General features: G+C 61.9%; 20 protein-coding genes, 4 pseudogenes and 1 other annotated feature. Of the genes and pseudogenes, 7 read left to right on the top strand and 17 right to left on the bottom strand.

All coding sequences use genetic code 11. The features are described from left to right. Positions 1–5 precede the first annotated feature (5 nt). Both OB2597_RS09180 and OB2597_RS09175 read right to left on the bottom strand, forming a co-directional pair. Positions 6–233, bottom strand: coding sequence for a MerR family transcriptional regulator (locus OB2597_RS09180; protein ID WP_009805260.1), 228 nt, complete (start codon positions 231–233; stop codon positions 6–8). Between the two features lie 125 nt (positions 234–358). Beyond that, on the bottom strand, positions 359–1165 hold the full coding sequence (locus OB2597_RS09175; RefSeq protein WP_009805259.1) for a hypothetical protein: 807 nt from the start codon (positions 1163–1165) through the stop codon (positions 359–361). Between the two features lie 701 nt (positions 1166–1866). Between OB2597_RS09175 and OB2597_RS09170 the strand changes: the two genes are divergently transcribed. Together OB2597_RS09170 and OB2597_RS21865 are read left to right on the top strand one after the other, a co-directional pair. Further along, positions 1867–2541, top strand: coding sequence for a hypothetical protein (locus OB2597_RS09170; RefSeq protein ID WP_009805258.1), 675 nt, complete (start codon positions 1867–1869; stop codon positions 2539–2541). Between the two features lie 363 nt (positions 2542–2904). Continuing rightward, positions 2905–3231 (top strand): YnfA family protein, encoded by a 327-nt coding sequence (locus OB2597_RS21865; protein WP_456153961.1) that lies wholly within the window; start codon positions 2905–2907, stop codon positions 3229–3231. Between the two features lie 41 nt (positions 3232–3272). Here the strand turns inward: OB2597_RS21865 and OB2597_RS09160 are convergent, their stop codons facing one another. The 12 genes and pseudogenes from OB2597_RS09160 to OB2597_RS21425 all read right to left on the bottom strand — a co-directional run. Further along, positions 3273–3812 carry an RNA 2'-phosphotransferase gene (locus tag OB2597_RS09160; protein WP_009805256.1) on the bottom strand — a complete coding sequence of 180 codons (540 nt, stop codon included), beginning with the start codon at positions 3810–3812 and terminating at the stop codon, positions 3273–3275. Between the two features lie 69 nt (positions 3813–3881). Next, positions 3882–5303: an SAVED domain-containing protein gene (locus tag OB2597_RS09155; RefSeq protein ID WP_009805255.1), complete on the bottom strand. Its 1422-nt coding sequence runs from the start codon at positions 5301–5303 to the stop codon at positions 3882–3884. After that, positions 5296–5718, bottom strand: a complete 423-nt coding sequence (locus OB2597_RS09150; RefSeq protein WP_009805254.1) for a Mov34/MPN/PAD-1 family protein — start codon at positions 5716–5718, stop codon at positions 5296–5298. The genes OB2597_RS09155 and OB2597_RS09150 overlap by 8 nt, the downstream gene beginning before the upstream one ends. Before the next feature lie 31 nt (positions 5719–5749). Next, complete coding sequence (locus OB2597_RS09145) at positions 5750–7423, bottom strand: ThiF family adenylyltransferase (protein ID WP_009805253.1); 1674 nt, start codon at positions 7421–7423, stop codon at positions 5750–5752. Continuing rightward, positions 7420–8439 carry an SMODS domain-containing nucleotidyltransferase gene (locus OB2597_RS09140; protein WP_009805252.1) on the bottom strand — a complete coding sequence of 340 codons (1020 nt, stop codon included), beginning with the start codon at positions 8437–8439 and terminating at the stop codon, positions 7420–7422. Before OB2597_RS09140 ends, OB2597_RS09145 begins: the two co-directional genes overlap by 4 nt. Positions 8440–8927: 488 nt before the next feature. Further along, positions 8928–9245 carry a hypothetical protein gene (locus tag OB2597_RS09135; RefSeq protein ID WP_009805251.1) on the bottom strand — a complete coding sequence of 106 codons (318 nt, stop codon included), beginning with the start codon at positions 9243–9245 and terminating at the stop codon, positions 8928–8930. A gap of 54 nt (positions 9246–9299) precedes the next feature. Next, complete coding sequence (locus OB2597_RS22745; RefSeq protein WP_407636176.1) at positions 9300–9575, bottom strand: type II toxin-antitoxin system MqsA family antitoxin; 276 nt, start codon at positions 9573–9575, stop codon at positions 9300–9302. 174 nt (positions 9576–9749) lie between these two features. Continuing rightward, positions 9750–10592 (bottom strand): IS21-like element helper ATPase IstB, encoded by an 843-nt coding sequence (istB, locus tag OB2597_RS09125; protein ID WP_009805249.1) that lies wholly within the window; start codon positions 10590–10592, stop codon positions 9750–9752. Beyond that, positions 10589–11818, bottom strand: a complete 1230-nt coding sequence (gene istA, locus OB2597_RS09120; RefSeq protein WP_009805248.1) for an IS21 family transposase — start codon at positions 11816–11818, stop codon at positions 10589–10591. Before istA ends, istB begins: the two co-directional genes overlap by 4 nt. Positions 11819–12209: 391 nt before the next feature. Further along, positions 12210–12446 (bottom strand): annotated as a pseudogene (locus OB2597_RS22740) (type II toxin-antitoxin system MqsR family toxin); the annotation flags it as partial. Continuing rightward, positions 12352–16356 (bottom strand): PIN domain-containing protein, encoded by a 4005-nt coding sequence (locus OB2597_RS20925; protein ID WP_009805247.1) that lies wholly within the window; start codon positions 16354–16356, stop codon positions 12352–12354. The pseudogene OB2597_RS22740 and the gene OB2597_RS20925, both read right to left, overlap by 95 nt. A 361-nt stretch (positions 16357–16717) precedes the next feature. After that, positions 16718–17173: pseudogene (locus OB2597_RS21425) on the bottom strand (transposase); the annotation flags it as partial. Positions 17174–17376: 203 nt separating this feature from the next. On the opposite strand from OB2597_RS21425, the gene OB2597_RS22515 reads away from it, so the two are divergent. After that, positions 17377–17523 (top strand): hypothetical protein, encoded by a 147-nt coding sequence (locus tag OB2597_RS22515; protein WP_154653347.1) that lies wholly within the window; start codon positions 17377–17379, stop codon positions 17521–17523. A 6-nt stretch (positions 17524–17529) separates the two neighbouring features. Here OB2597_RS22515 and OB2597_RS09105 read toward each other — a convergent pair whose 3' ends face one another. The 3 genes and pseudogenes from OB2597_RS09105 to OB2597_RS21420 form a co-directional block, all read right to left on the bottom strand. Continuing rightward, entirely contained in the window at positions 17530–18681 is a 1152-nt protein-coding gene (locus OB2597_RS09105) for a tyrosine-type recombinase/integrase (protein WP_009805244.1), read from the bottom strand. Positions 18682–19280: 599 nt separating this feature from the next. Then, positions 19281–19403 (bottom strand): annotated as a pseudogene (locus tag OB2597_RS22510) (IS256 family transposase); the annotation flags it as partial. Then, a pseudogene (locus OB2597_RS21420) lies at positions 19399–19668 on the bottom strand (IS3 family transposase); the annotation flags it as partial. The pseudogenes OB2597_RS22510 and OB2597_RS21420, both read right to left, overlap by 5 nt. Then, positions 19558–19674, bottom strand: a sequence feature (AL1L pseudoknot). Its footprint overlaps the pseudogene before it by 111 nt. 985 nt (positions 19675–20659) lie before the next feature. Here OB2597_RS21420 and OB2597_RS09095 point away from each other — a divergent pair. Genes OB2597_RS09095 through OB2597_RS09080 form a run of 4 tightly spaced genes read left to right on the top strand, consistent with a single transcriptional unit; the run spans position 20660 to position 22835 of the window. Beyond that, positions 20660–21154: a DUF411 domain-containing protein gene (locus OB2597_RS09095; RefSeq protein ID WP_007253811.1), complete on the top strand. Its 495-nt coding sequence runs from the start codon at positions 20660–20662 to the stop codon at positions 21152–21154. Next, positions 21151–21615: a c-type cytochrome gene (locus OB2597_RS09090; protein WP_007253812.1), complete on the top strand. Its 465-nt coding sequence runs from the start codon at positions 21151–21153 to the stop codon at positions 21613–21615. Before OB2597_RS09095 ends, OB2597_RS09090 begins: the two co-directional genes overlap by 4 nt. Continuing rightward, on the top strand, positions 21612–21953 hold the full coding sequence (locus tag OB2597_RS09085) for a copper resistance CopC family protein (protein ID WP_009805241.1): 342 nt from the start codon (positions 21612–21614) through the stop codon (positions 21951–21953). Before OB2597_RS09090 ends, OB2597_RS09085 begins: the two co-directional genes overlap by 4 nt. Positions 21954–21956: 3 nt before the next feature. Continuing rightward, positions 21957–22835 carry a copper resistance D family protein gene (locus OB2597_RS09080; protein ID WP_007253814.1) on the top strand — a complete coding sequence of 293 codons (879 nt, stop codon included), beginning with the start codon at positions 21957–21959 and terminating at the stop codon, positions 22833–22835. The last annotated feature ends 5 nt before the right edge of the window (positions 22836–22840 follow it).

The following is a 22840-nucleotide window of genomic DNA, read 5'->3' as shown; positions in this document are numbered from 1 at the left end:
CCGGCTCAGTCGAGCTCGAGATCCGGCCTTCCAGTGTCAGGCCGGACTCGAAGCTCGAAGACCGCGAGCCATTCGTCCTTGACCTGCCAGGATTTCCCCAGCTTCACCGCCTGCAATTTCACCGGGCCGTCCGGCGTCGGACAGCCCTTGTTGATCCAGTCCCGGATCGTGTGTGGGTCGCGCTCGAAGATTTCGCCCAGCTTCTTGGCAGAGTAGTATTTTGGTGCCGACATGGTTTCCTCCGTTGATGGCGACGGGGAAATAGGAAGATCCGGCAGACTTCCAAAACGGGGCGGCCGATTTCATCCTCCGCATGAGGATTGCTCGGTCGACCCGCAAATCGGATAGCAAAATACTGCTATACGGGGTCAACAACCTGATGATCCAAACCCATGTCGTCGGCTTGAACAAGATCAGCCCGCTCATCGCAAACGACCTTGGGATCAAACTTCGTTATTCCTGATCGATCGACCTTCCAGACCGCTTTTGGCCGTTTGAACAACAGGTAGGCGTGATAGCGCCATCGCGCAGCGGAATGGATGATCCGCACCTTGAAGTGTTCCGGCTCCGGCGAGGACTCTTGTAATTCGAGTGCCGTGAAGCACACCCAGTCCAACACTTTTGCGACGGACATTAAAGCCTTGGTGAGCCGCCGAATGTTCGCTTCTTCAGATACCCGGGAATCATAGGGGACGAAGAACTCCGGCGCCTTGGACCTTCTCCGTTTCGTCGCGTTCATGTAGACGCTGATTTGGAACTGGGAGCGGAACTGGCCGAGTTCTTCCAAGTCGATCAGCACGTAGTTACTGGTGTCTCGGACACGCATGGCTTCCCAGACGACCTCACTGAACTGCCATTGCAGCTTCGTAGCGTTGTGTAACAACGCTATCTGATCAACCAGTCCTGAGGTGCTCAAGGCCGCGGCCGCGTTGCGGATTTCGCGGGCGCTATTACTTCCCTTCGGACCGACCCGCTCCCGGAGATCCGCGCAACTTGCCCAGGTGACCGGGCAAACCCGGGGACTGCCCGGGCCACAAACGCCGGCAAGATCGAGTTGGTGCAGCATCGAGATGGTCAGGCGCAGCGTCGGTGCTGCAAGGTCGAATGAGAGAAGCCTTTCGGCAAGTGGCCATGGGATCATGACCTTTCCGTTGTCGAGCGGCATGGAGTGCCTCCTTCTATGGTGTGGAGGCGGAAGGTGGGTGCGATTGCATCGATACAGAAATGTCGCGGGGGTCCGCTGTCTGGTCGACATTCACCGCAACGATGTCCATTTTGCCCGCACTTTCGGCGCCGGTTCCCGCAACGATGCCAAGCCACCCCTCAATTCGGTCGGTATGCTTGCTCTAACTAACTGATAAGTCGATTATTTCGTGCGGCTGAAGTGATAGAAGGGTAGGAAGGGAGGGAAATGCCACAAATCGCCAGATATCGGATCATGAACGCACACCGCGGTAGCAGCGGTCGGTGGGGATGGGAGACCTTGACCCTGGGGAAATGTATGCGCGCGAATGTGAGCCCGGCGCGCGTGGATGAGAATGCTCCGTCTGTAGATGTTCCGGCTGACCACTTGCACACGTGATGGACGCCTCGGTCTCACAGAGCACGCGCGTGCGCTCTTGTGACAATCTTGGGGGCGACCGCCGAAGCCGGCGATGGTCGGGGAAGCCAGTAGGACCCCGACACCACTATCGCAGATCTGGACATGTAGCACGCCCACGTATGCTCCTTGGGACGGCAGCACATGGTGTCGGGCTGCCTCAGAATTTTTTGTTCTCCTGAGAACGGACCAATCTTCATGGCAGTCGAAATGTTCAGCCCGGGGTTTGACAAACCGGGTTTGACAAACCGAAGGACAAACGCGCCATGACAAAGACCGCAAAAAACAAGACAAACACTGGCGGCCGCCCGCACAGTTACGATCCCAACCTCGTGCACCAGATCATCGCCGACGGCCTCGCCGGTGGCACACCCGCGGCCAAGCTCGACGCTTCCTACGTCAAGGAGAAGCTGTGCACGGAACACGGCGTGAACGGCACGATCCGCAAGGAGGCCCTCGAGGCCCTGGTTGACGCTGTCCATGCCGAGATCGCGGAGGCCGAGAGCCGTGCGCTCCTGAAGGCTTTGCCTGGTGGCATCGCATCTTCCGTCGACGCCGCTGTCGCGGCTGCCGGACGCGAATTGCTGCTGGTTGTGGCCCGCCAGCACGTGACTTCTCAAGGCATCGCGGACAAGGCGTGCGAAGAACTGCGCGCCGACAAGCGCATCGCGCAACATCGCGTCACCGAACTCGAAGGTGATCTCGCCGAAGAGAAGACTGCTCGCCACAAGATCGAGCAGGAGCGTGACGCTGTTGCGCAGCAATTGGCTGATCTTCAGGAAGAGCTACGGGTGGCACGAGCAGAGATCGAGCGGCTTGGCCGTGAACCAGCCGGCTTTGACCGTCTGCTCGCTGAATTGCGAAATCCGGCCAACAAGGCCGACATTCGTGCGGTCGTCTCGGATATAATGGCAACCTCGTCACCAGAACCGGCAGCGTAAGGCGAAGACGAACGAAGGGAAACGGCTGCCCATTCGGGCGGCCGTTTCCCGTTCAGTAAGAAGGGTTTCTCGGTCGAGGGCCAGCCGATATACATGGGTCGAAGCCGGGCCGATCAAGATCCGGTGCCAAGATTCAGATGCCGACACCCTAAAGCGGCAGGCAGCGAGACGTTGGCAGCTGCCATCGTTGGGCTCGACCAGCACGTGTGCCACGAGGTCCGGCACAGAGATGGCGCCGACCGCCTCGCCGAGCATCAGGTCGTGGCGGCCAACATCGCGCGCATCAACATGTCCGGCGGGCCTACGGAACCGCAGCGGATCTTGAACTGCCGCATCTTCGGTGCGATCGCATCCACTGAGGACATGATGACCATCGCGACATACTGCGCGGCCGCGCTGGCGGAGATCGCCGGATGCTTTGCCTTCTGGGCCTGGTTCCGAATGGGGCACTCCTCGCTCTGGCTCGTGCCGGGGATTGCGTCTCTGGCTGCCTTCGCCTGGCTTCTGACACTCAGTCCGGCTGACCAGGCCGGCCGCGCTTACGCCATCTACGGCGGGGTCTACATCGCCGCGTCGCTTTTCTGGCTCTGGCTCGTGGAGGGGCATCGCCCGGACCAGTGGGATCTCGTCGGGGCAGCTGTCTGCCTTGCTGGTGCCGCGATCATTCTCTGGGCACCCCGGGCCGCCTGACGCTCTGCCCTGACCGCGCTGTTGGCAGCTGCCAACAGGGGTCAGAGCATGACGCCGAAGCCGAGATAGGCGGCAGGAACGCTATCGGTAAGCCAGACACCGTTGTCGGAGCAGGTGAAGACGAAGCCGTCGGCGTGCATCTTGCTCGCCTCGACCCGCAGGACTGTCGGCTTGCCATGCCGCTGGCCGACGCGGTTCGCTGTCTCGGGTTCGGGAGAGAGATGAACCTGCCGCCTACGGCCGGGATTGAGACCCGTCTCGAAGATCGCGTCGAGGTTCTGGGCCGCGGTGCCGTGATACAGAAATTCCGGCGGGACAAGCGGCGTGAGGCCGAGGTCGACGTCGACGGAGTGTCCCTGTGCCGCCCGAATTCGCCGGCCGTCAGCGCTCAAGGTGAAGCGACGCTTGTCGTTCGTCTCCACGATCTCGCGGAGTTGCTCTCTACTCATGCCGTGGCCGACTTTCTTCAACCGACGTAGGAGATCGTCGACCGATACCCAGCCCTGGGGGTCGAGCTGGATCGCGATCAGTTCGGGCTCATGTCTGAGAACCCTCGAAAGGAACTTGCTGTCACTGCTCATCGAACGGTCGCCTCATCTGGGCAGTGCATCGTGTTTGGCAGATGCCAACTCCAAACATGAGCCGACGGCTCAGATGCTCGCAGTGGGAATATAGCGCTGCTCATCGGCAAGATACTCGTGGAGTTGGGTCGGTGGCATTGCGTTCCACCGATGCCCGAGGGCGACGGCGAAGGCGGCAGGTCCAGCGATATAGAGCCGCACTCTTTGCGGATTTAGTGAAGTGACCGTCTTCGTCACGCTGTCCTTTATCAGAGCCACGCCGTTCTGTGCCTCCCTTCCCGAGGTGATCGCCTTCGGGAGATGGGCCACCAGCATCGCGTCGTGCGAGGTGCCGGCTGTCTGAGAGATCGCGGCAGAAGGGTCTCTTATCACACCGATGCAAACTGTGAGCTCACCGTTTGCCAAGGTGCTGGGCATCACAATCTTCCAGTCAGCCGACGCATCCTGTGCACTGCCGTGATCATCGGTCCTCCAGACGCCTTCGCGCGTGGGTATCTCTATCTCGAAACCGTGGGCGGCACGTAGCGATTGTCCGAGCACCATCGCGCTCGTCAGCCGGTAGGACCCTTGGACGGCGATCCGAGACTGATCATTCCGACGGAGCCAAACCGCCGCCTGCCGGAGCGGCGATACCAGATCATCTTGCCACTGTCCTGTCTGGGGGAATCTGGCCGAACCTCCGGAGAACGGACTTCCGTCAATCTCGAGCGCGAGCTCGTTGGACTCGTTCCGATCGGAGCGCATGAGTAAAGGAAAGCAGGCAGGCTGAGGTAGCCGCTCACCCAGCCCTGCTTCGATGGCATCGATGAGCGCGTTCCGGGGTAAGGGTCGACCGCGATTGCCTCTTGCGAGCTCGATCAGCGCATTGAAGGCTGCTTTGACCTGGCTGGATCGGGGGTCGAGCGCAGGAAACGCCTCGCCCAAGGCAGTGTCGAATGCCCGTGTGGCTCCGTCCAAGTCTGGGATGTTTTGCTCGCTGAACTCGACTGCATTGGCGATGAAGGAAGCCAGCGGTTCATCGAAGTGCCCGGAGATACGACGGTTCAACTCAGCGTCGCTCACCGCGGCGATGTCCGAGAACGGCGAATAGAAGGGGCGGGCGCGCCGAACCCGATCGGTGTGTTTTCCCAGCCATTGTAGAGTCGGGGGGAGGCGTGGCGTCACCAGTGCGTGCAGGCGCGCCCGCTGAGGAAAGCGCTCATCGAAGGCATGGAAACCCTCGAGGATCTCTCGAATGTCGGCCGGTCCAAGATCATTCCCTTTCGCCTGATAGCGCTCGAGAACGTGATGCTCCGGGGCGTGTGGGGCGAAAAAGCGAGCCTCGTAGTCTTCGAGCCCCTCGAAAAGCAGGTGTTCGAAGACAGGATTGGCAAGCCAGCCAGGGACCCGCCTCAGCCCGTCCCACATCTGGTAGTCGAACCCATCTTGAGCAGTGACGCCGCCCATCCCCTTCTTGTCAGTGAGGGCGTGACCCAGTGTCTCCTCAGTCATTCTCGATCTCCAGCTGAGCAACGCCTTCCCGGCCCAGGGGGTCGAAATTCCAGGCGGCCGCTGCAATGCAATCCGCATCCAGTCGGACGATCATGAGGACAGCGAAGGTGCCCTTGAAACCCGGATCTCGAACAAGCTCGCGCATGGTTGTCAGGTCAGTTCCGCTTGGACGAACCTTGAAACTCGGATGGCTATGCCACTCGCCAATGTAGTTGTGGCGGGTGTAGTCGTGCTGCGTGCTGTCAAAGAAGCGCATGGCATCACGCGCCGCCTGAAAGAGATCGACAATGAAGCGCGTATAGGACCCCCGACGAGCTTGGACCGTAAGGTTGGTCACAAGGAATTGGGACGGAGCCAGTTGCTCGCCAAAGAGTTGTCCGCCGATCTCTCGGTGTCCTCCCTCGTTCAACGCCATACGGAGCTTCTTGGCTTGATCGGGCGCAATCCTAATCCGCACTGCGGGCCCCGTTCAGGAGCTCGAGTGCAAATTTCTTCGCTTCCTCATCATCCTGTTTGACTGGGGTCTCGGCTTGAAAACCGACGCTCAAACGGATGGTGTGACCATGCCCCTCAAACAGCCAGGATTCTTGCAGACCGAGAAGGAGCCACGCCGCCTCCGGTCGCGGCGGATTCCCATCGAGAACGTCCAGGATGACGCGCGCGGCGTGCCCGGCGATGGTGGAAACTGCGGCGTCGTCGGCAGCCATCGGAATCCCATCCGGGGTCAGAGCCTCGTAGCTCCGCGGCCCGGCGGCGGGGGGCGGCTGGTCCTGCTCATGACACCAGCTTAGGAAGGTGGCCCGACCTTCGGCGAAAGGGGGGTCACGTTCCGGGATGACTGCCGCGACGAGACCGCCGATGCCGCCTTCGAACACCTCAACGGATACGAAGGGGCGCTTGTTCGCGTGCGCGATGGCACCAAGAAGCAAGGATGTGGCCGGGTCGCCGGTGGCGTCGACGATGACCTTTCCCTCGGCAATGTCCTCGACTTGCCAGGCGTGGGCGACAGCTGACCGCTGCCAGTTCAAGTTGCTGGGGGTAATGCTGATGCTGGCCCCTGGACTTATGTTCAGCAGCCGCTTCTTCAGCGCATGAACCTTCCGTCCTCCGACATCCCTCCAGTCGAGAACATGCCGCTCCAAGTTCCCGGGAAGCATGACGTCACCATCGGCGATTTGGAGGCGACGGACACCGGAGCGCACCAGTGACTCAGCAATCTTTGAACCTACAGATCCTGCGCCCACTATCGACACGGATTTGTCGTCTCGTGGAGACTTGGCTGCCGCCCGAAGGCCGCCTTCGTCCGGCAGGACGTAGAGCTCCCTTCGATATGTCTTCTCCGCGATCAGACTAAAGATGCTGGGCGTTGGACCTCCGAGGAACAGAACTTCGGCTCCGTGAGTCAGTTCAATGGCCAGAGCCTCTTCAGGCTCCCATTCGCTCGCCTCAAGGAGAGCGGTGCGATCGTTGACCGCGTCTGGAGCCTCCTTGGCGGAGATATACAGGGGGACGGTATTGAGACCGGCTTCTTGGCTTGGGTCAGGCGGGCGGTTCTGCGCTGCCAGATCTTCAGCGTCATGAATATGCAGGGGGAGGGTGTCGTCGACGTAGTGCCACCGCAATGCGCGAACATCGTTCCTTTCCCCTTTTTTCAGTCGATCGAGACACCCTGCTCCGATCAGCGCAGGCAGATGCAAGTCGCCGTAGGTCTGAACTTCGCCGACCCGGTGATCGGAAGGTGCGGTGGCGCCTCCCTCCCCGAGGGGATCTTCCGTGTGAAGAAGGTTGAACGCGCTTTCCAGAACGTCAGCCCCTGTCGCGGTCGGAATCCAGTTGTCCGGCCTAAGTTCGAGGCACAGGCTACCGCCGCTATACTGGTGACTGCTCCACCGAGCTTTTTCTGCTGGTTCAACCCATGCCGGAACCAAAGGAAATTGGTCCGGGTAGATCAGTCGGACGGGATAGGTGTTGTCGTGGGCGAGGATTTCGCCCTCGACGCAGACCAGGCCGTGGTGCAGCGTCCAGCGAGCGAAACGGAACCACTCGCCGGCGGCCGCCTGCTCGATAGAGCGCCTTTCAGCGGCGAGACGCGCGCTGTCCACCAGCCACCAGAACTTCATGCAAACCCGCGCGGCTTTGTGGTCGGCGCCGCCATGGCGTCCGGGAATGAATAGCCGGGCGCCGGAGTAGCTGTTGCAAAAGTGCCGAAAGCGGACGCAGAGGCCTTGGTCTTCTGGGTGGTCTTAAAGCGGTCTCCGAGGACACGGCGCCACTGACGCGTGGCTTCGTCGAGATCGTCAGCATCCTGCGCCTTGCGCGCGATGGCGGCGTAGGTCGCGACCTTCCGGATGAACTCTTGCCACTGGGCGACGGTCACCCTCGAGAGGATGTCGTTGCCAGGAACGGCAGGGTCCGAGATGAAGGGTTTCATTCCGAGTGCCGCATTGATCTCGTAAGCGCTCTGGATATTTTCGAGGAGCTGAGTGAACGCCTCCCCGTAATGCGCCTCTCCGACTGGCGCATGGAGGGAAACCAGTCGCTCCAAAACGAAGCCCTTCGGCCGCTTGCCGCTCGTCGGGTTAATCCGGCGCCACCACTTAAAGAGCTTCACCATGGGCGTGAAGCGCCCGTTGAAGATAGCATTCTGTTCGGCGCTCCACGTCTTATGGACCGGCGGGTTCGTAAACTGCCATGTCCCGCTCTCGCGGTCCGCGATCCAGTAGCCTTCCGTCCCATCCTCGACCACAGGGACGATGTCCATTTCAGCCCGCCAGGTATTCACACGGACCGAGCGACGATTCATGCGCTCGACGGGATATCCGATTCCTTTGTCTTCGATGGCCCGGCAGACCTTCTTGAGAACCCACTCGGGGTCATCGTCGGTGGAAAAGTCCGTGACCACGATGATGTCGATGTCGGGCCGCTCGACTTGGCCTGCGGACGTCCTGGGCCGCAGCGCCGTGTCGCGAGCGGAACTCCCTGACAGGAAGCTGCCAGTGTATAGGTCCTTGAAGTCTGACTGCGTGCGCAGGTGCTCCCGCATCTTGATGTGGGCTGTCGAGGCATGAGACTTGGTCGTCGAGCTTGGCTCGATGTCCTGCAAGAGTTCGGTGAAGCGGGCGTTGGGGACCGTCATTCTACTGGAGACCTTTCACGTTAGTGTTCGGCGCATGGCAGCGTGCGAGGTGGGCTGAGATCTTGGTTCCCCGGTGCGTGAGGCCAGACGAAGAACCAACAAGGCCGACTTGGTGCACTGATGCTGGAAATGGGTCCGCTTTCCACGCTCCGAAAATCAGACGATCATGCCGATGCACCTGGGCGCCCGGCAGCGCCGACCTAAAAGAGGGGGTCTCACACGACCGAATATCGAAGTGAGGGGTGACGCCGTCCGGGCGTCTGCGTTGATAAAAATTACCAAGGGGCATGACGAACTCCTTCCCTTCGAGCTCGTTCAACTGCCTCCCTCAATCAACTTGCTCACCTGCACAATATATGAGCTTACTACCCTCAGGGCAACACCACTGATGGTGTTTTGTTCGCCACCTGTTCCAAGGCAGCCCGTAGGACAGCTTTTGGCCGATCCACTGACATAGCTGCGGCACCGGACGTCGCTGAGGTGCCTTGTCAAAGTTGGCAGCTGCCAACTTCGGAACTGAACGCCACGTCGATCCCGGTAGATGCGAGCGCCCGGGCGAGATCATGGCGCGCGAAGACTGTCGGCAGGATGACTGTCGCGTCACCTGCGTCGACGACGCGCTCTATGGCTCGCTTCGCCGCGGGAAGGGAGGTGCCGCATCGAGCGAGTGCCAGGGCTGCCACGATGGCCTTGATCGGCTCTCCAGCCCTGGATGGCCGCAGGACGACGACCTCCTGCGAACCGGAGGTGTGCCTCTTGACCTCGTGCACCGGTCCGAGCTTCTCCGCGATTTCCCTGACCGACATCGTCATGCTCCTGGCTTGGGGCGCTCGCGTCCTACAGTTGGCAGCTGCCAACACCTACGCTGTCGCGCCGTCTCTCCGACCAGATGATCCGGACCCCTGAACCGGCACCGGCGAGTGAGATTCTCGAAGCCGCTTGAGTATCTCGATCTTGCCCGGGTCGTCCTTCAGGATCTCCAGTAGACCAACGGCGGCATCGCTGGGCGGCATGACGCCCTTCTCGTATTTCTGGAAGGCGCGGGGCCCGCCACCGACGATGTTTCCAGCCTCGCTCTGCGTGAGGCGCAACGCCTTGCGGATTCCTCGGACATGGTTTCCGTAGTCCTTGCGCAGCCTTGCGAGGGTCTCTTCTCTTACCGCGAGGTCCGCTCCGGAATGGATCGAGTCGCTGTCGTCTTTCGGATACCAGCCGGGAACATCGACGCGCTTGTCAACGCCGAGGTAAATTTCCCCAGAAGTGCCGAAGTAAAATTCCCCACTTCGGCGGGGCCGGCGATCGGCCGGCAGTCAGTGATTTGCAGCTCCATTCTTGGGTTTCAGCGGTCGCCCCCTGCGCCTGGGCGGTGGAGGCGGCGAGATGGGCGCGTTGGCTCGGACGTGCTCGGGGATCAGGTCCGCGTGCGCGCGCAGGCGATAGCTGGCGCCCTCGATCTGGATGACGACAGCGTGGTGCAGGAGCCGGTCGAGCAGCGCGGTGGCGACGACAGGATCGCCAAAGACCTCACCCCATTCAGCGAAGCCGCGGTTGGAGGTCAGGATCATGGCGCCCTTCTCGTAGCGGGCGTTCACCAGCTGGAAGAAGAGGTTGGCGCCGCCGCGGGTGATGGGTAGATAGCCGATCTCGTCCACGATCAGCAGAGACGCTCGGGCATAGAACCGGATCTTCTCCGGTAGGCGGCCCTCTCGTTCGGCTTGGGCCAGCCCCTCGATCAGCTCGGCGAGGGTGGCGCGGTAGACGCTGCGGCCCGCCTTCACTGCCGCGACGCCGAGAGCCGTGGCGAGATGGCTCTTGCCGGTTCCGGGAGGGCCGAGGAAATGGACCACCTCTGCCCGCCGGATGAAGTCGAGTTGGGCCAGGGCCGCAATCCGGTCTCGGTCGAGCGAAGGCTGAAAGCTGAACTCGAAGCTTTCCAGCGTCTTGACCGGCATCAGCTTGGCGGTGCGCAGGGCCATATCGATGCGGCGGCTCTCCCGCGTGATGAACTCTTCGCTGAGCAGACCGTCGATGGCCTCGATGGCGGTGATCTCGCCCTTCTCCAGCTGCTGGAGGGTGTGATCCAGAGCTTCCAGCGCTCGGGGCATCCGGAGGCCGACCAGCGCGCCGCGAATGCGATCGAGGAGCTCGGTCATTGCGGGGCGCCCGCCGCAAGGCGGCGGCCGACGGCGTCATAGAACTCCAGCGGCCGACGCAGCCCCTGGATGGGCATCTGGTGCGGCAGTCGCGGTGGCGGCGCCTTGCGGTGGGTAGGGTCGATGCGGCGCAGGGCCTTGCCCTCGAGCACGGGATGGCGAGCGATCAGCTGGCCATCCTCGAAGATCCTGAGCTCCGTGACATGGTGCTGAATCTCCAGCGTGCGCCGCCGGGCCGTGTCCGGCACCGAATAGAGATTGCCGCCGACCGAGATCATGCCGTCCTTGCTGACGCGGCGCTCCACCGTCAGCACTGCGTTGTAGGGGATGGTGGGCAGCGGCTTGAGGCTCGGCCGTTCCTCGACGAAAGCCTCGTTGATGATCCGCCGCGTGGTGGCGTGGACGCGCGGGTTGGCCACTTCGCGGCGCCAGCTGTCGAACTGGGCGTTGAGGTCCTCGAGGTTCCGGAAGGTCCGGGCCAGGAAGAAGTCCTGCCGGATGTAGCGGAACGGCCTCTCGATCTTCCCCTTGGTCTTGGCCCGATAGGGGCGGCACGCGCGCGGCACGGCACCGTAGTGGTTCAGCAGCGCCACCAGCGCGGCGTTGTAGGTGATCACGCCGGCCTCGTCCTCGCCGATCACCGCGGTCTTCATCCGGTCATAGAGAACCTCCTCCGGCGCCCCGCCCATCGCCTCGAAGGCACCGACGTGGCAGCGCAGGACCGATTGCAGGTTCTGGCTGGCGACGAACTGGCCCCAGAGCCAGCGGCTGTGACCAAGGATCATGCTGAACAGCCAGACCTTCCGGACGGTGCCGGGCGCGTCGCTGAACTCGACAGCGAACTCGGCGAAATCCATCTGCGCCTGGCGGCCCGGCGGCGTCTCGAACCGGCACTCGAAGCGGGTCTGCCGCGGCGGCCGAACCTCGCGCAGGAAGTCGGTCACTGCGGTGTAGCCGCCCGCGTAACCCATCTGCTTGATCTCGCGCAGAAGCCGGGCCCCGCTGAGATCAGGGAAAGCCAGAACACGCTCCCGCAGGAACGCCTCGAACGGCTCGATGGTCCGCGGTCGCGGCGCCCGCGGTCCGTAGACAGGAGCCTCCAGACCTCGGTCGAGATGCCTGCGGACGGTCTTGCGGTCGCAGCCCACCTTCCGCGCGATGGCGCTGATGCTCAGCCCCTGTTTCTTCAGATCATGGATCAAGACGATCTCCCTCAGTCCCTTCACCTGCCGCCCCCGTCTCTGCGCTGAGGGCATCAGGCCAGTGGTCCGCGGCGACGCAAATTTCCGGATAAATGAGGTCCGGAAATTCACGACGCCGCTCGCGTCTGGGGAATTTTCAAACGGCGGTTCTGGGGAGATTACGAGCGGCGGTTACACGCGCTCGCTCATCGAGCCGAAGCTGACGACCTGAGCGCGGACCTGTCGGGTCAGCGCTTTTCCGGTCACCGGATGGATACGAGTTCCCGTCATCCGTTCTTCTCCTTGAACGAGACCAGGGTGATGTCGACGATCGTCTGGCCTGCGAACTTGATGTAGAGGTGATGCCCCCCCAGCGCATGTTATACGTGTCGTGCCAGACGCCAGGGATCGGAGGACTGTGCGCAGGACTTGAACTCACGAAGTCTGCACTTTCCAGGTCCTGAACTGCCTCCACGATGTCTTCGAGGCCGAAGCCGAGCTCGTCTGCTGTCTTCACCGCGGTTCGCGTGATCTCGAAACTCTCAACATCCTTGAACTTTGACTGGATCGCTTCGAGGTCATGATGTGGCTTCCGCTTCGTTCTCGATATCGCGTCGAAGTGCGACGAGAACAGATGCTCCGATGGTTTCCTCGACCTCTTTTCGGCGGACATAGTCGACATCGGGCGTGAGGGCATCCGGGGGAGTTAGTGACGTTGTTGCGCGCAGTCGCCCCGGCAAGACAGGAGTTCGTCCGGCCCGTTGGTGCCGGGCAACGGCCCGCAACACTGTGTTGACCAGAGCCTTCTCCGCAGCTTCTCGCCCTTGCTGGGTCTCAAAGGCGCGAAGCGCAATCTCCGCGAGCCGAGTGCACCTTTCCTGCCCGCCCTCGCCTTTCCAAGTCTCCATCAGGGCTCCGGCGAGAAGGTTGGTCACGCTGCCCAGCTCGTTGTTCGGCGCTGCCACCTGATCCATGATCTTCTGAAGCCGCTCGCTCTCGTCGTGGCCTGCCGTGTTCCACTCGTGGAGAAGGGTCGCCGTGTCCACGCTGGTGTATTCGTAGGTGCCCTCCAGCAAGTTTAGGACGGCATCTGCATACGATCCGGGATCGATCCCTCCTGTATTACGCGCGGTGAGCAGCGCCGCTTGGGACCAGGCCGATGAGATACCCTCGAGAGCGGCGATCTTTCGGAGTGCGAGGTCGTCTGCAAGCAGGGGCACTCCTTGCTCTTTGGCGACGATCATCGAGTCGATGAAACAGGGGGCAATCTTCGAGAAGAGCTCTTCCACCTCGGGGCTGAGTCTCATCCCGGCTTCGGGCATGATAACTTCGAGCTTCCTTGCGGCATCGAGGGTTTGCGAGAGCTGTCGGACAAGCATCTCCGTTAGGTCCTTCGACCGCTCGATGATCTGGAAATGATCGCCGACAGGAACGAGCACACCTTGGCGGTCCGGATCGCGAAACGAGTCGTCGCGATCGACCAGCGCTTCTTGCAGCAGATCGATGCTGCTGCGGGTGATCATGAGGTCAGGGCGAGCGGCCACGAAGGTTTCGAGGACCCCAAGTCCCGCCAGACCGTAGAGGGTCACCGGGTCGATGATGGCCCTCGAGGATTTCCGAAGCGTGCGTGTCGCGGTTGTGCGTTCTGCGCCGTCACCGACAGCGACTTGGAAGCGAAGCTCGGGATGGTGTCTGATGTGATCCCACAAGTCGAAGGGCGTGCCTCCCCCGATGATAGCCAGTAGCGGCAGCGGCATGTTCCCGGTGCGGTAGGCTTCCTCGATGCGTTCTACGGTCTCTCGGCGCCGCCGTGCACTCTCCAAGACGGGCTTGAGGCTACCTTCGACGTCGTCTTCGTCGAGACGAAGGGCGCCGAGGAACCTGTTCTCGGGAAACATGCGATCGCAGTCCCTGAGGGCGCGAGCTTGGGCGTGAACGAACTTGCTGACGATCTCCTTGATCGTGAGGGCGTAGGGGCCGTTCAGCCCTTCCATCTCGATCTGATCGCCCACTTTCTTGCCCATCAGGCGCTGAGCGAGCGCATCATCTGGTGCGATTTCGTCCCGGGTCGACTGAGGGGCCGGAGCGGCTTCAATGATCCGAACGATGTCGTCACGGTTGTTGCCAGACAGAACGACTGCGGTGTCCGGCTCGACGACTTGCCGTTCAAGATCAGCCCTGCGCCCCGCACGTCCCATGAAAAAGAGGTGGATGATGAACGCGGCATGGAGCTGCGGGTCGGTGTAGTCGTCCCTAAGAGCCCGATAGCCTATCTCGAGAATTTTCAGCGGATCATCGAGTATCCGGTCCATGATGACCGCGAGTTGCATCCGTGTCCGCGGCTCACCGACGATGCCGACGCTGACCTCCCGAAGGTATTCCTCGGCGGCCTCAAGGTCCGGAATCCGTAGACAGAGGTTCAGCCAAAGAAGTCGGTCTTCAAGAGTTTCATCTGCTCCGGTCAGGCATGGCTCGAACTCCTTCCGCGCCTGCTCAAGCTGTCCAGATTCCTCGAAGATCCATGTCCCGATCCGCCGGATTTCCTTCTTGTCGCGGATGCGTCTGTCGAGCTTCTGGTAGAGTTTTCTCGCCTCTTTGAGGCGGCGAGCGTGCGTAAGAGATCTCAAAGCCAGCCGCAGCTGGTGACTGTCAGTGCTCGGATCGCACACCGCCATGAAGAGGTCAGCCGCTGCTGAGTGTTCTCCGACTTCGTAGAGTGCATGCGCCGCGCGATCCTTCGTGAAGGTGTCGGCGTCCTTGGGAAGCGTATCGAGAAGGCGCTGCTTGAGCTCCTCCTTGTTGGGGGCCTTAGGCCTCAAACCCAGGTAAGTCGAGATAAGGAGGACGGAGTCCCCATGAACCTCGAGGAGGGCGGAAGCCTCAGCGTCCAAGGCATCGTCGGACAACTGCGAGGCACCAAGAAGCCGACAGCTGGCGGCCGATAGCCTGAGTTCATCCCCGTCCGCGTCGTCGTAGAGCTTCACGGCGGCTTCCAGGGCCTCTTCGGCTGCACCGTCTCTGATCTGAGCTTGGATCAGCATCAGCCGATCGTTGGGATCACGTTCCTGCTCAGTTAGGTCGCTGAGGGCGCGTCGCGCCTCATGACACTCGTCCAGGACCATGTGGCGCAAGGCCTTCACGCGAAGCAGCGACGGCGTTCTTCCGCAGAGGGCGAGTGCCTCCTCGAGCACCTGATCGGCCAACGCGACATCGCCGAGGAGCAACAGCGTCGATACTCGATTGGCGGCAATCCAGTCGCCCTGCGCTGGCCATCCGGTCTCCTTGATCGCCGACCAGGCGTCGCCAAAGTGGGAGGAGGCGTCTTCCACGACTTTCCGGTCCGCCTCTCGAAGCATGCGGAGGAAGCGGATTTCATCCTTCTCCGCAACCTTGCCGAACTCGAGCAACCCCGCTCTGACCAGAATGCGCCAATTCTCGGGCTCGCGCCTGAGCGCTGAGGAAGACAGTTTCTTGGCCTCCTTCGTGTCGCCCTGTGCGAGAGCACGTTCGGCCAGTGCCATCAACACCATCGGTTTCTGCTGGAACTTGTCGGGCAGGAGACTCTGAACGTCCTGCCAGGGGAGTTCTGCGGGTGCGGTCTCGACACGCACGCCCGCAGCTCGCTCGGAGTCCTTGTCGCCCGCAAGCGCCTGCTGAGCGAGCTCAAAGGCCTTATTATGGTCGCCTTCGAGCATCTCTGCTGAGGCAAGGATCGCTATCCCGTCGGGCTCTTCGGGCAGCTCGTCATGAGCTTCGCGGAAGCTGGCACAGGTTGCCGGGTAGTCCCCAAGAATCCAGTATGCCGCACCGATATTCGCCTTGATCCGGTATCGGTTTCGGTCAGAGGCAGTCGCCGCCTCCTCCTGCCACAGCTTCTCGAAGCGCGTGAGCACAGTCCGTGGAGGCGTGTCCTTGAGTAGATCGGCGGTATCCGTGATGCGCCGCCCGAGCGGGTCTTCCGCGGGCGAGCTGTCAGGTGCCGTCGCCTGTGAACTTCTGACGTCGTCGCGATGCGCGGACGCTGGGAACCTTCGTTCCATCTCGCTCGTGAAGTGAGCGCGGGTGCGTTCGCCATCTTCTTCTATTGCTGCGATCACCCTCTGCGGAACGCCAGGAGACATACCGCTGTAGTAGGCCTCGAAGACCGCGGGATGATCCTGGATGAGATGCTTGATCTCCTCCCATCCCATGATGTCGACCTCGAAGAGGCCGACCTTCTGGTTCTTCTCGTTGAGCGTTCGTGCTTGCGACTGGATCTTCGCGTCATTCGGCGCGGTGGTCACAAGAACGAAGCGATCGAGGCGAGGCTTAAACCTCTTGGCCTTCTCGACTTCGCCTGCGAGCTCGGCAGCGGTCACGGCGCTGTTGTAATCGCCGTTCTTCCCTTTGCACTGGACACCGACTCGCTTTCCTTGCCGTCGGTCCGTGCCGTAGACATCGACGCCATGCTGCTCTTGGCCGGTTCTACCGTGCATGTGGGCGTCGTCGGTTTCCCAAACCCGCCGGAACAGATCGTAGGTAAGCCGCTCAAACTCCTGCCAATCGTTGGGCGCTCGGAGGCTACGGTTCGTGATTTCAGTCATCTTATTTCGGGCTCGACCTACCGTTCCTGCTGGGTGCTAAGGAATAGAATTCTCGTCTGTGGAGTTGGGAGTCCCTTATCAGCGCAGGGCCGTCTTTACCTACTGGAACAACGATTTGATCTCCACAACCGCCTTCGAGGTCGGCCGCCTCCTGCCCTGTTACCCCTTGCGCGCTAAATGTATGACGGCAATGCGGGCTGAGACCGCAGCATCAAAGCTGGCTTCTGTATGTCTCCTTCGAGCCGCTTCTGTTGAAGAACTCGCCGCATTCCGACGCACCGCCTGGCCGCCGGGACGGGACTCCTGATAGGCGCTGCGATGCAGCTGTTCCCTCACTGGATCAACGCCGCCGCCCCTCAGATCATGCCGTTGCCAACGTCGAAGGCCTCGGCTTCGCCAGCTTCCGGAGGTTCTGGGCAATGGCGGCGAGGAGGAACTCGTCCTGGCGCCCTTCGGCCCCCGCAATCGAAGCCGCGTCAGGTTCAGGATGCGCTTGAGATGGGCGAGGAGCATCTCGACCTTCTTCCGCTTGTCGCGCGAGACCCTATATCCCTTCGTCGTCCGGCAGGCCCCGGCCACATGGCGGGGCGTCCTCGTGCTCCTCGCGGGTCACCGCACGGAACTCCATGTTCGAGCAGCACCTGTGCCTCGACGGGCAGGCCTGGCAGTCGGCCTTGAGGGCGCGGTATTTGCGGGTGCCGGTCAAGTCTCTGCCGCGGGCGGTATCGGAGTAGTTCCGGCGGAATTGCTTCAGCTCATGGCCCTCGGGGCAGATGTATCGGTCGTTCTCCGGGTCCCATTCGAAGGCGGATCGGGACGCCACGCGCTCGACAGGCGATCTGCAACGAGTCTGAGCGAAAGGGCGTGCTCGCGCTGCGGTGATTGGAGGCCACGTGCGCCCCGGCAAGGGGGCGGAAGCATTGGTCGCGACCGTCACGTGTTATATTGCTGGCGCCAGAGAGCGGGGCACTCACGGACGGCCTATGTGCCGGCGTGGCTACGTTGCAAGCCGAGGGTAAGATGGTGGTCATCGTGTTGCACAACGACGTGCGCCAGCGCCTCATCCCTCTGAGGAACGAGCCGCTCGTTGATGCGGCGGACGCCGTGGCACAGCTGCGCGGCCTCAAGCTACGAGGCCGCGTTGGAGAGATTCGATCATTAAACTGATAGGAACTAAAGTCCGATCAGACACAACCACCGCCAATCCTTAAATTTGTCACCCTTCTTTTTGAGGTGGGTATAGCGTTCGAGCGTCAGCCAGTGTTGGTGACCAGTGACGGCCGCTACTTCCGGGATCTGGAGGCCCATTTCGAAGAGACGTGAGATCCCCTCATGACGCAGGTCATGAAAATGAAGGTCCTCGATTCCCAGCACCTTGCAGGCCTGAGTGAACCGTCGACTGACAGTATCAGGATGATAAGGAAAGATCCGACTGTCGTCATGATCCATAGCCCTTATAACTGCTAATCCTTCACTGCGAATTTGAACCGTAATGTCGTTCCCTTGCTTCTTCCGGGGATGCTTCATGTTGCGGATCGTGAGTGTGGGCTCCTCATCGGTCAGTGCTGCCTCGACGTCCGACCGAAGAAGCCGGGTATGCTCCGCCTGACGATAAGTAAGAAAGATGGCAGCCAATACCATCATGTGCATTGGAACTGCGCGAGGGTCATCATCGCTGAAGCGGACAAAGTAGGCCATAAGCTGATCGAGTTCTTCAACGGTAGGTCGGCGGTCACGCTTGTCTGAAGGTCCCACAATTCCGAGATGACGGCAGGTTTCCATTGCCTCGAGAAATTCTGCCTTTGGCAGCTTCAGCCCGACCAATGGTCCTCCGTGACGCAGGACGACGCCGAGATGCGTCATGTAGCCGCCGACAGTCTGGGGCAATCGGGGCTTAGGTTCGTAGTAGTCGAGAGGGATGGACTTGGGGTCCAAGGGCGCAGGCTGCGTCCCCTTCAGCAATTCTTGTGCGAAGGCTACGAAGTCCGATGCGACGAGAGCCTCGACGTTCTCGTTGGCGATCTCAAACCGGCATGTCGCCCTCAGGTTCTGGAGCTTCGACTTTCCGATCTGACCATTCTGGCTCTCGATATAGGCGATGATGACCTCGCCAAGCGTCTTCGCCGTCTTCTTCTTGAGGGCGATCGCAAGGCCGTCGGGCTGGTTGAGTTCCCGCTCCTTTCGCTTCATCCATGCTTTGGCGTCGGCCCTCTTATCGAAGGTCTGCGCGAAGCTGAAGATGGTCTTGCCGCTTTTTTTGCGTCGGACCTGCGCGGTGTAGGTTATGCTGCCGTCTTTCCGGCTGCGTTCGATGATTTGTCCCATGGGTAACTTCCCTTCTTGGTCTGGCGGGAGGGAAGTCGGTTCATCCAGTTGCGGAAAAAAATCCGCCGCTCGTCCAGAGGAACCGACGCGTGCACGGGGTTGCGCGGCGGTCCTCTGAGGCGAACGGATACCAGTCCTTTGCGTTGGAGCCTGTAAGGTGCTATGGACCGTCGCTTCGGGCCTACAAGGCGTCTCTCGGGCCTACATTTGTAGGCCCTCGTGTCGGAAACGGCTGCAATCTCAGCCTTCGGGCCCCGAAACCAGCACTGCGCCACCAGTCCGAAGGCCAATGAAACAAGGGAAAACTGATCTTTGCGGCGCCGCCCGCCTGTCCGTCGCCCCGATGATGGACTGGACCGACATCTCGAAAATCATTTAAAATTCGATAGTTGCAAGGCACGTTACATCGTCGTAGCAGATCTGTAGCACCTCTCCAACTCTGATGCGGCAGATCGGCGAGCAGTTCCTGGAGAAGCCGTTCCTCGGTGTCTGCCAGGTGACTTGGCACCTGCGGAATGACGGGCATCTTGTGAACGAGAGAGTGTGTCCCACCGCGTGGTGTAGCTCTTGACGAGATGGATGTCGGCGGGCCGAGCTGATCAGTCTGTGTGCGCGGCAGGCAGGCTGACGATGAGATCGTTGCAGACCGGTGCGAGCGTTTCCGGCGTCATGTAGCGTTCGCGCTGGACGGTCCATGGCTCGGTCTGCTCCATGAGACTCGCGCAGCAGCTGCCGCCAGACTTTCCGAGCCCTGTAAACACCCAAGTTCTCGGCATGCACGCGGGCGATCTCGATGCGCAGCTCGGCGTCCCGCTTGGCGCAGTCGGGGAGGCGAGAAGGATCAACCCGCCGCGCCCGATGCGCATGATACGTCGACGGGGCGATCGGCAGCAGGTGGCAGATCGGCTCGACCCCATGGACGTTGCGGTGGTCATCGATGAACGCGATCATCGCTTCGACGGGCGGTCGAGCTCCGCCTGGGCAAAATACGCCGACGACTTCCGGGGCGTCACCGTGCCCTGGACGCTTGGTCTCAGCGCCGCCATCGGGGTGATGCTGATGCTGTCGCGGGAGATTTTTCGGCAACGTGATGCCGCTTGCGGGAAGTGATCATCTCGTGGGCGCGCTGGTCCTTACCACAGCCGTGATCGCATGGGCCGAGGTTGCCCGCCCCCTGCGCATTCTGAACATTCTGTTCGGACTTTGGCTAATCCTGGCCCTTTGGCTGCTGGATGGCGGCGGGAAGCCTTCTGGGGGTGTTGGCGGGTCTGAGCCTTATCGTTCTAAGCCTGCCTCGGCGCAGTCGCAGTTCCGAGCATTACGGTAGTTGGGATCGCTACATCGTCTGAAGCTGATACGAAGCGCGCATCATGCTCGTGCCGCCGATTAAATAAAGGCGATGCCAGCAGCCATCCGTCTTGGGCGTCGGGCATAGGATCAATGCTATAGCGCAAATCTTAAAAGCTTCTGCCTTTGCTTCAGGGAGGAGCGGGCGGGACGGCGGATGTCCATGATAGGCTATCCCGCATCGCGCCCCTGGTTGCTTTGGCAGGTATACCCCTGTTAGGTATCGGGCATGGCTCTTCTTCGTGCTGTCCTGCTGGTCTTTTTGGTCCTCACCACTGCGGTGGCGGGAGGGGCAAGCACCGGCCATGCAGTTGACGGGCACGAACATTTTTATAACGAGCCCATGGCAGATGACGAGCCCTGGTGCTGCTCCGAAAGCACCGAACGTGGTCAGAGTTGCCATCTCACAGTGGCTCTGCTTTCCCCCCTTGATTCCTCACCTGGTGGGTTGAATGCGCGGAGGCTCGTGTTCGCAATCAGCCACAGCATGCTAACCGGCATCGATCCGCCAAGCCCTCTCGAACCTCCTCGCGCGTCGTAGCCTTCTCTGCGCCTTCCGGGGCGCGGCTACACCTTGCACCCAAAGACAAACGGGCTGTGCCCGTGCGCAATCCTATCGAGAGGATCATCCATGAAACCGATCAAGACGCTCTTCGCCGTCGTGCCTGCGGCTGCTCTGTCGCTCGGCATCACCACCCTTGCCGCCGTGAACGGTGTCCATGCCGAGAGCCACGCAGACATGGCCGAGCATGGCACGATGCACGTGACCAAGAGCCCCACCTGCGGCTGCTGCGGCGCCTGGGTCGAACTGGCTCGCGAAGAGGGCTACGAGGTCGAGGTGACCAACACCGGCGCCATCACCCTGGCGAAGCAGGAGCATGACGTGCCCGGGACGCTCTGGGCCTGCCATACGGCGGTGATCGACGGCTACGTCGTCGAAGGTCATGTGCCGTTCGAGGCGATTGCCAAGCTCCTCAAGGAGCGGCCTGCGATCGACGGGATCGCGGTGGCTGGCATGCCTGCCGGCTCACCCGGCATGGGCAACGATCCGGCGGCCCGCTACGACGTCATTGCCTTCGGCGGGGAAGCGGGCGAGGGAGAGGTGTTCTTCCGCGCGGGGTCGTGAACCGGCGCACGTTGGCGGGTCTCGGGGCCGCGGGTGTTCTCGCGGCCATCGCCCTCATCGTGACCATGGGGTCCGACACCGAGCCGTCGAGCCTCCTTGCGCCCTCCGATCCCGAGGTCGTGGCTCGGGGCCAGGCGGTCTACGCCGAGACTTGCGCCGCCTGCCACGGAGGCGATCTCGAAGGGCAGCCGAACTGGCGCGAGCGCACCCCTGAGGGTCGCCTCCCCGCGCCGCCGCACGACGAGACCGGCCACACCTGGCACCATGATGCCGACACCCTGTTCCGCCTGACGAAATACGGAGTCGGCGCTCTTATCGGTGAAACCGATTACCCGTCAGACATGCCCGCCTACGAGGGCGTGCTCACGGACGACGATATCATCGCCGTCCTTAGCTACATCAAATCCACCTGGCCGCAGGAGATCCGCGCCAGGCACGACGAACTGGAAAACAGACCATGAAAACGATCATCTTCGCCGCCGCGCTCACGCTGACCACCTCGGCCCTGCTGGCACATTCGAATTCGAACGAGACGACCCCGCAGGAAGGGGCGATCGTCGAAACCGTCGAGGTGATTGAGCTGCGCTTCGACATGCCGATGCGGATCACCGTCATCACCCTCACCGGCCCGGAAGGGGAGGTCGAGCTGACCCGCGAGACGGGTCTCGAGCCGGTTCCGGAGTTCCGGGCACTGCTGCCAGAGGAGGTGGTCGTCGGGGGCTACAAGGTGGATTGGCGCGGTCTGTCCGAGGACGGTCATCCGATGCAGGGCACCTTCGCCTTTACCGTCGGGGATTGACCGATGGAGGGTCTTTCCCCGGTCGACGGTTGGGCAGTCTTCGCGATCTCCGCGAAGGCTGCCGGCTATGCGGCTGCGCTCGTTGCCATGGGCGGGCCGCTCTTCATCGCAACCTTCCGCGAGGCGCCGGAAGAGGTTCTGCGCCTCGCGCGCAGGGCCGCCGCCCTCGCGGCGCTTCTCGGGCTCGTGGTGCTGGCGCTGCGGCTCGGCATCCGCTCCGCCCGGATCTCGGGAATAGGGCTGGCGGGGGCGACGGACCCCATGATGCTCGGCCTGGTCTGGGACAGCCCGCTCGGAACGGCAGCGCTCTGGCGCGGCGCGGGTGAAGTGCTGATCCTCGGCCTGGTGTTCAGAAGCACGCTCACCTTGGCCGGAGGGGTGCTCGGCGCGCTGCTCGTGGCTTGGTCCTACACGCAGGTGGGGCACTCCCTGGGTGAACCGCGCTGGCTTCTGGCAAGCCTCCTCGGCCTGCACCTGCTGGCAGCGGCCTTCTGGGTCGGCGCGCTTGCCCCGCTCCATCGCGCGGCGGGCAGGGTCGAGGGCGTGGACCTCCTGCACCGCTTCGGCATCATCGCCGGAGGCACGGTCGCCGCCCTCGTCCTGCTCGGGCTGACCTTCGCCTGGCTGACGATCGGCTCGCTCGGCGGGCTTTTCGGCACCGCTTACGGCTGGATGCTCATCGTCAAGCTGACTGCCGTGACGGGCCTCCTCGGCCTCGCCGCGCGGAACAAGCTCAGGCTGGTGCCCGCGCTCGCCGCCCAAACCCCATCCGCCCCAAGCCGCTTGCGGCGCGCCATACGGCTCGAGAGCGTTGTTGTCGTCCTGATCCTGATGGCGACCGCGGCGCTCACGACCATCACAACACCTCCGGCGAACCTCTGAACGGA

The organism is Pseudooceanicola batsensis HTCC2597 (genome assembly GCF_000152725.1).
Taxonomy (GTDB): Bacteria; Pseudomonadota; Alphaproteobacteria; order Rhodobacterales; family Rhodobacteraceae; genus Pseudooceanicola; species Pseudooceanicola batsensis.
This window is presented reverse-complemented; position numbering and strand designations above follow the sequence as displayed.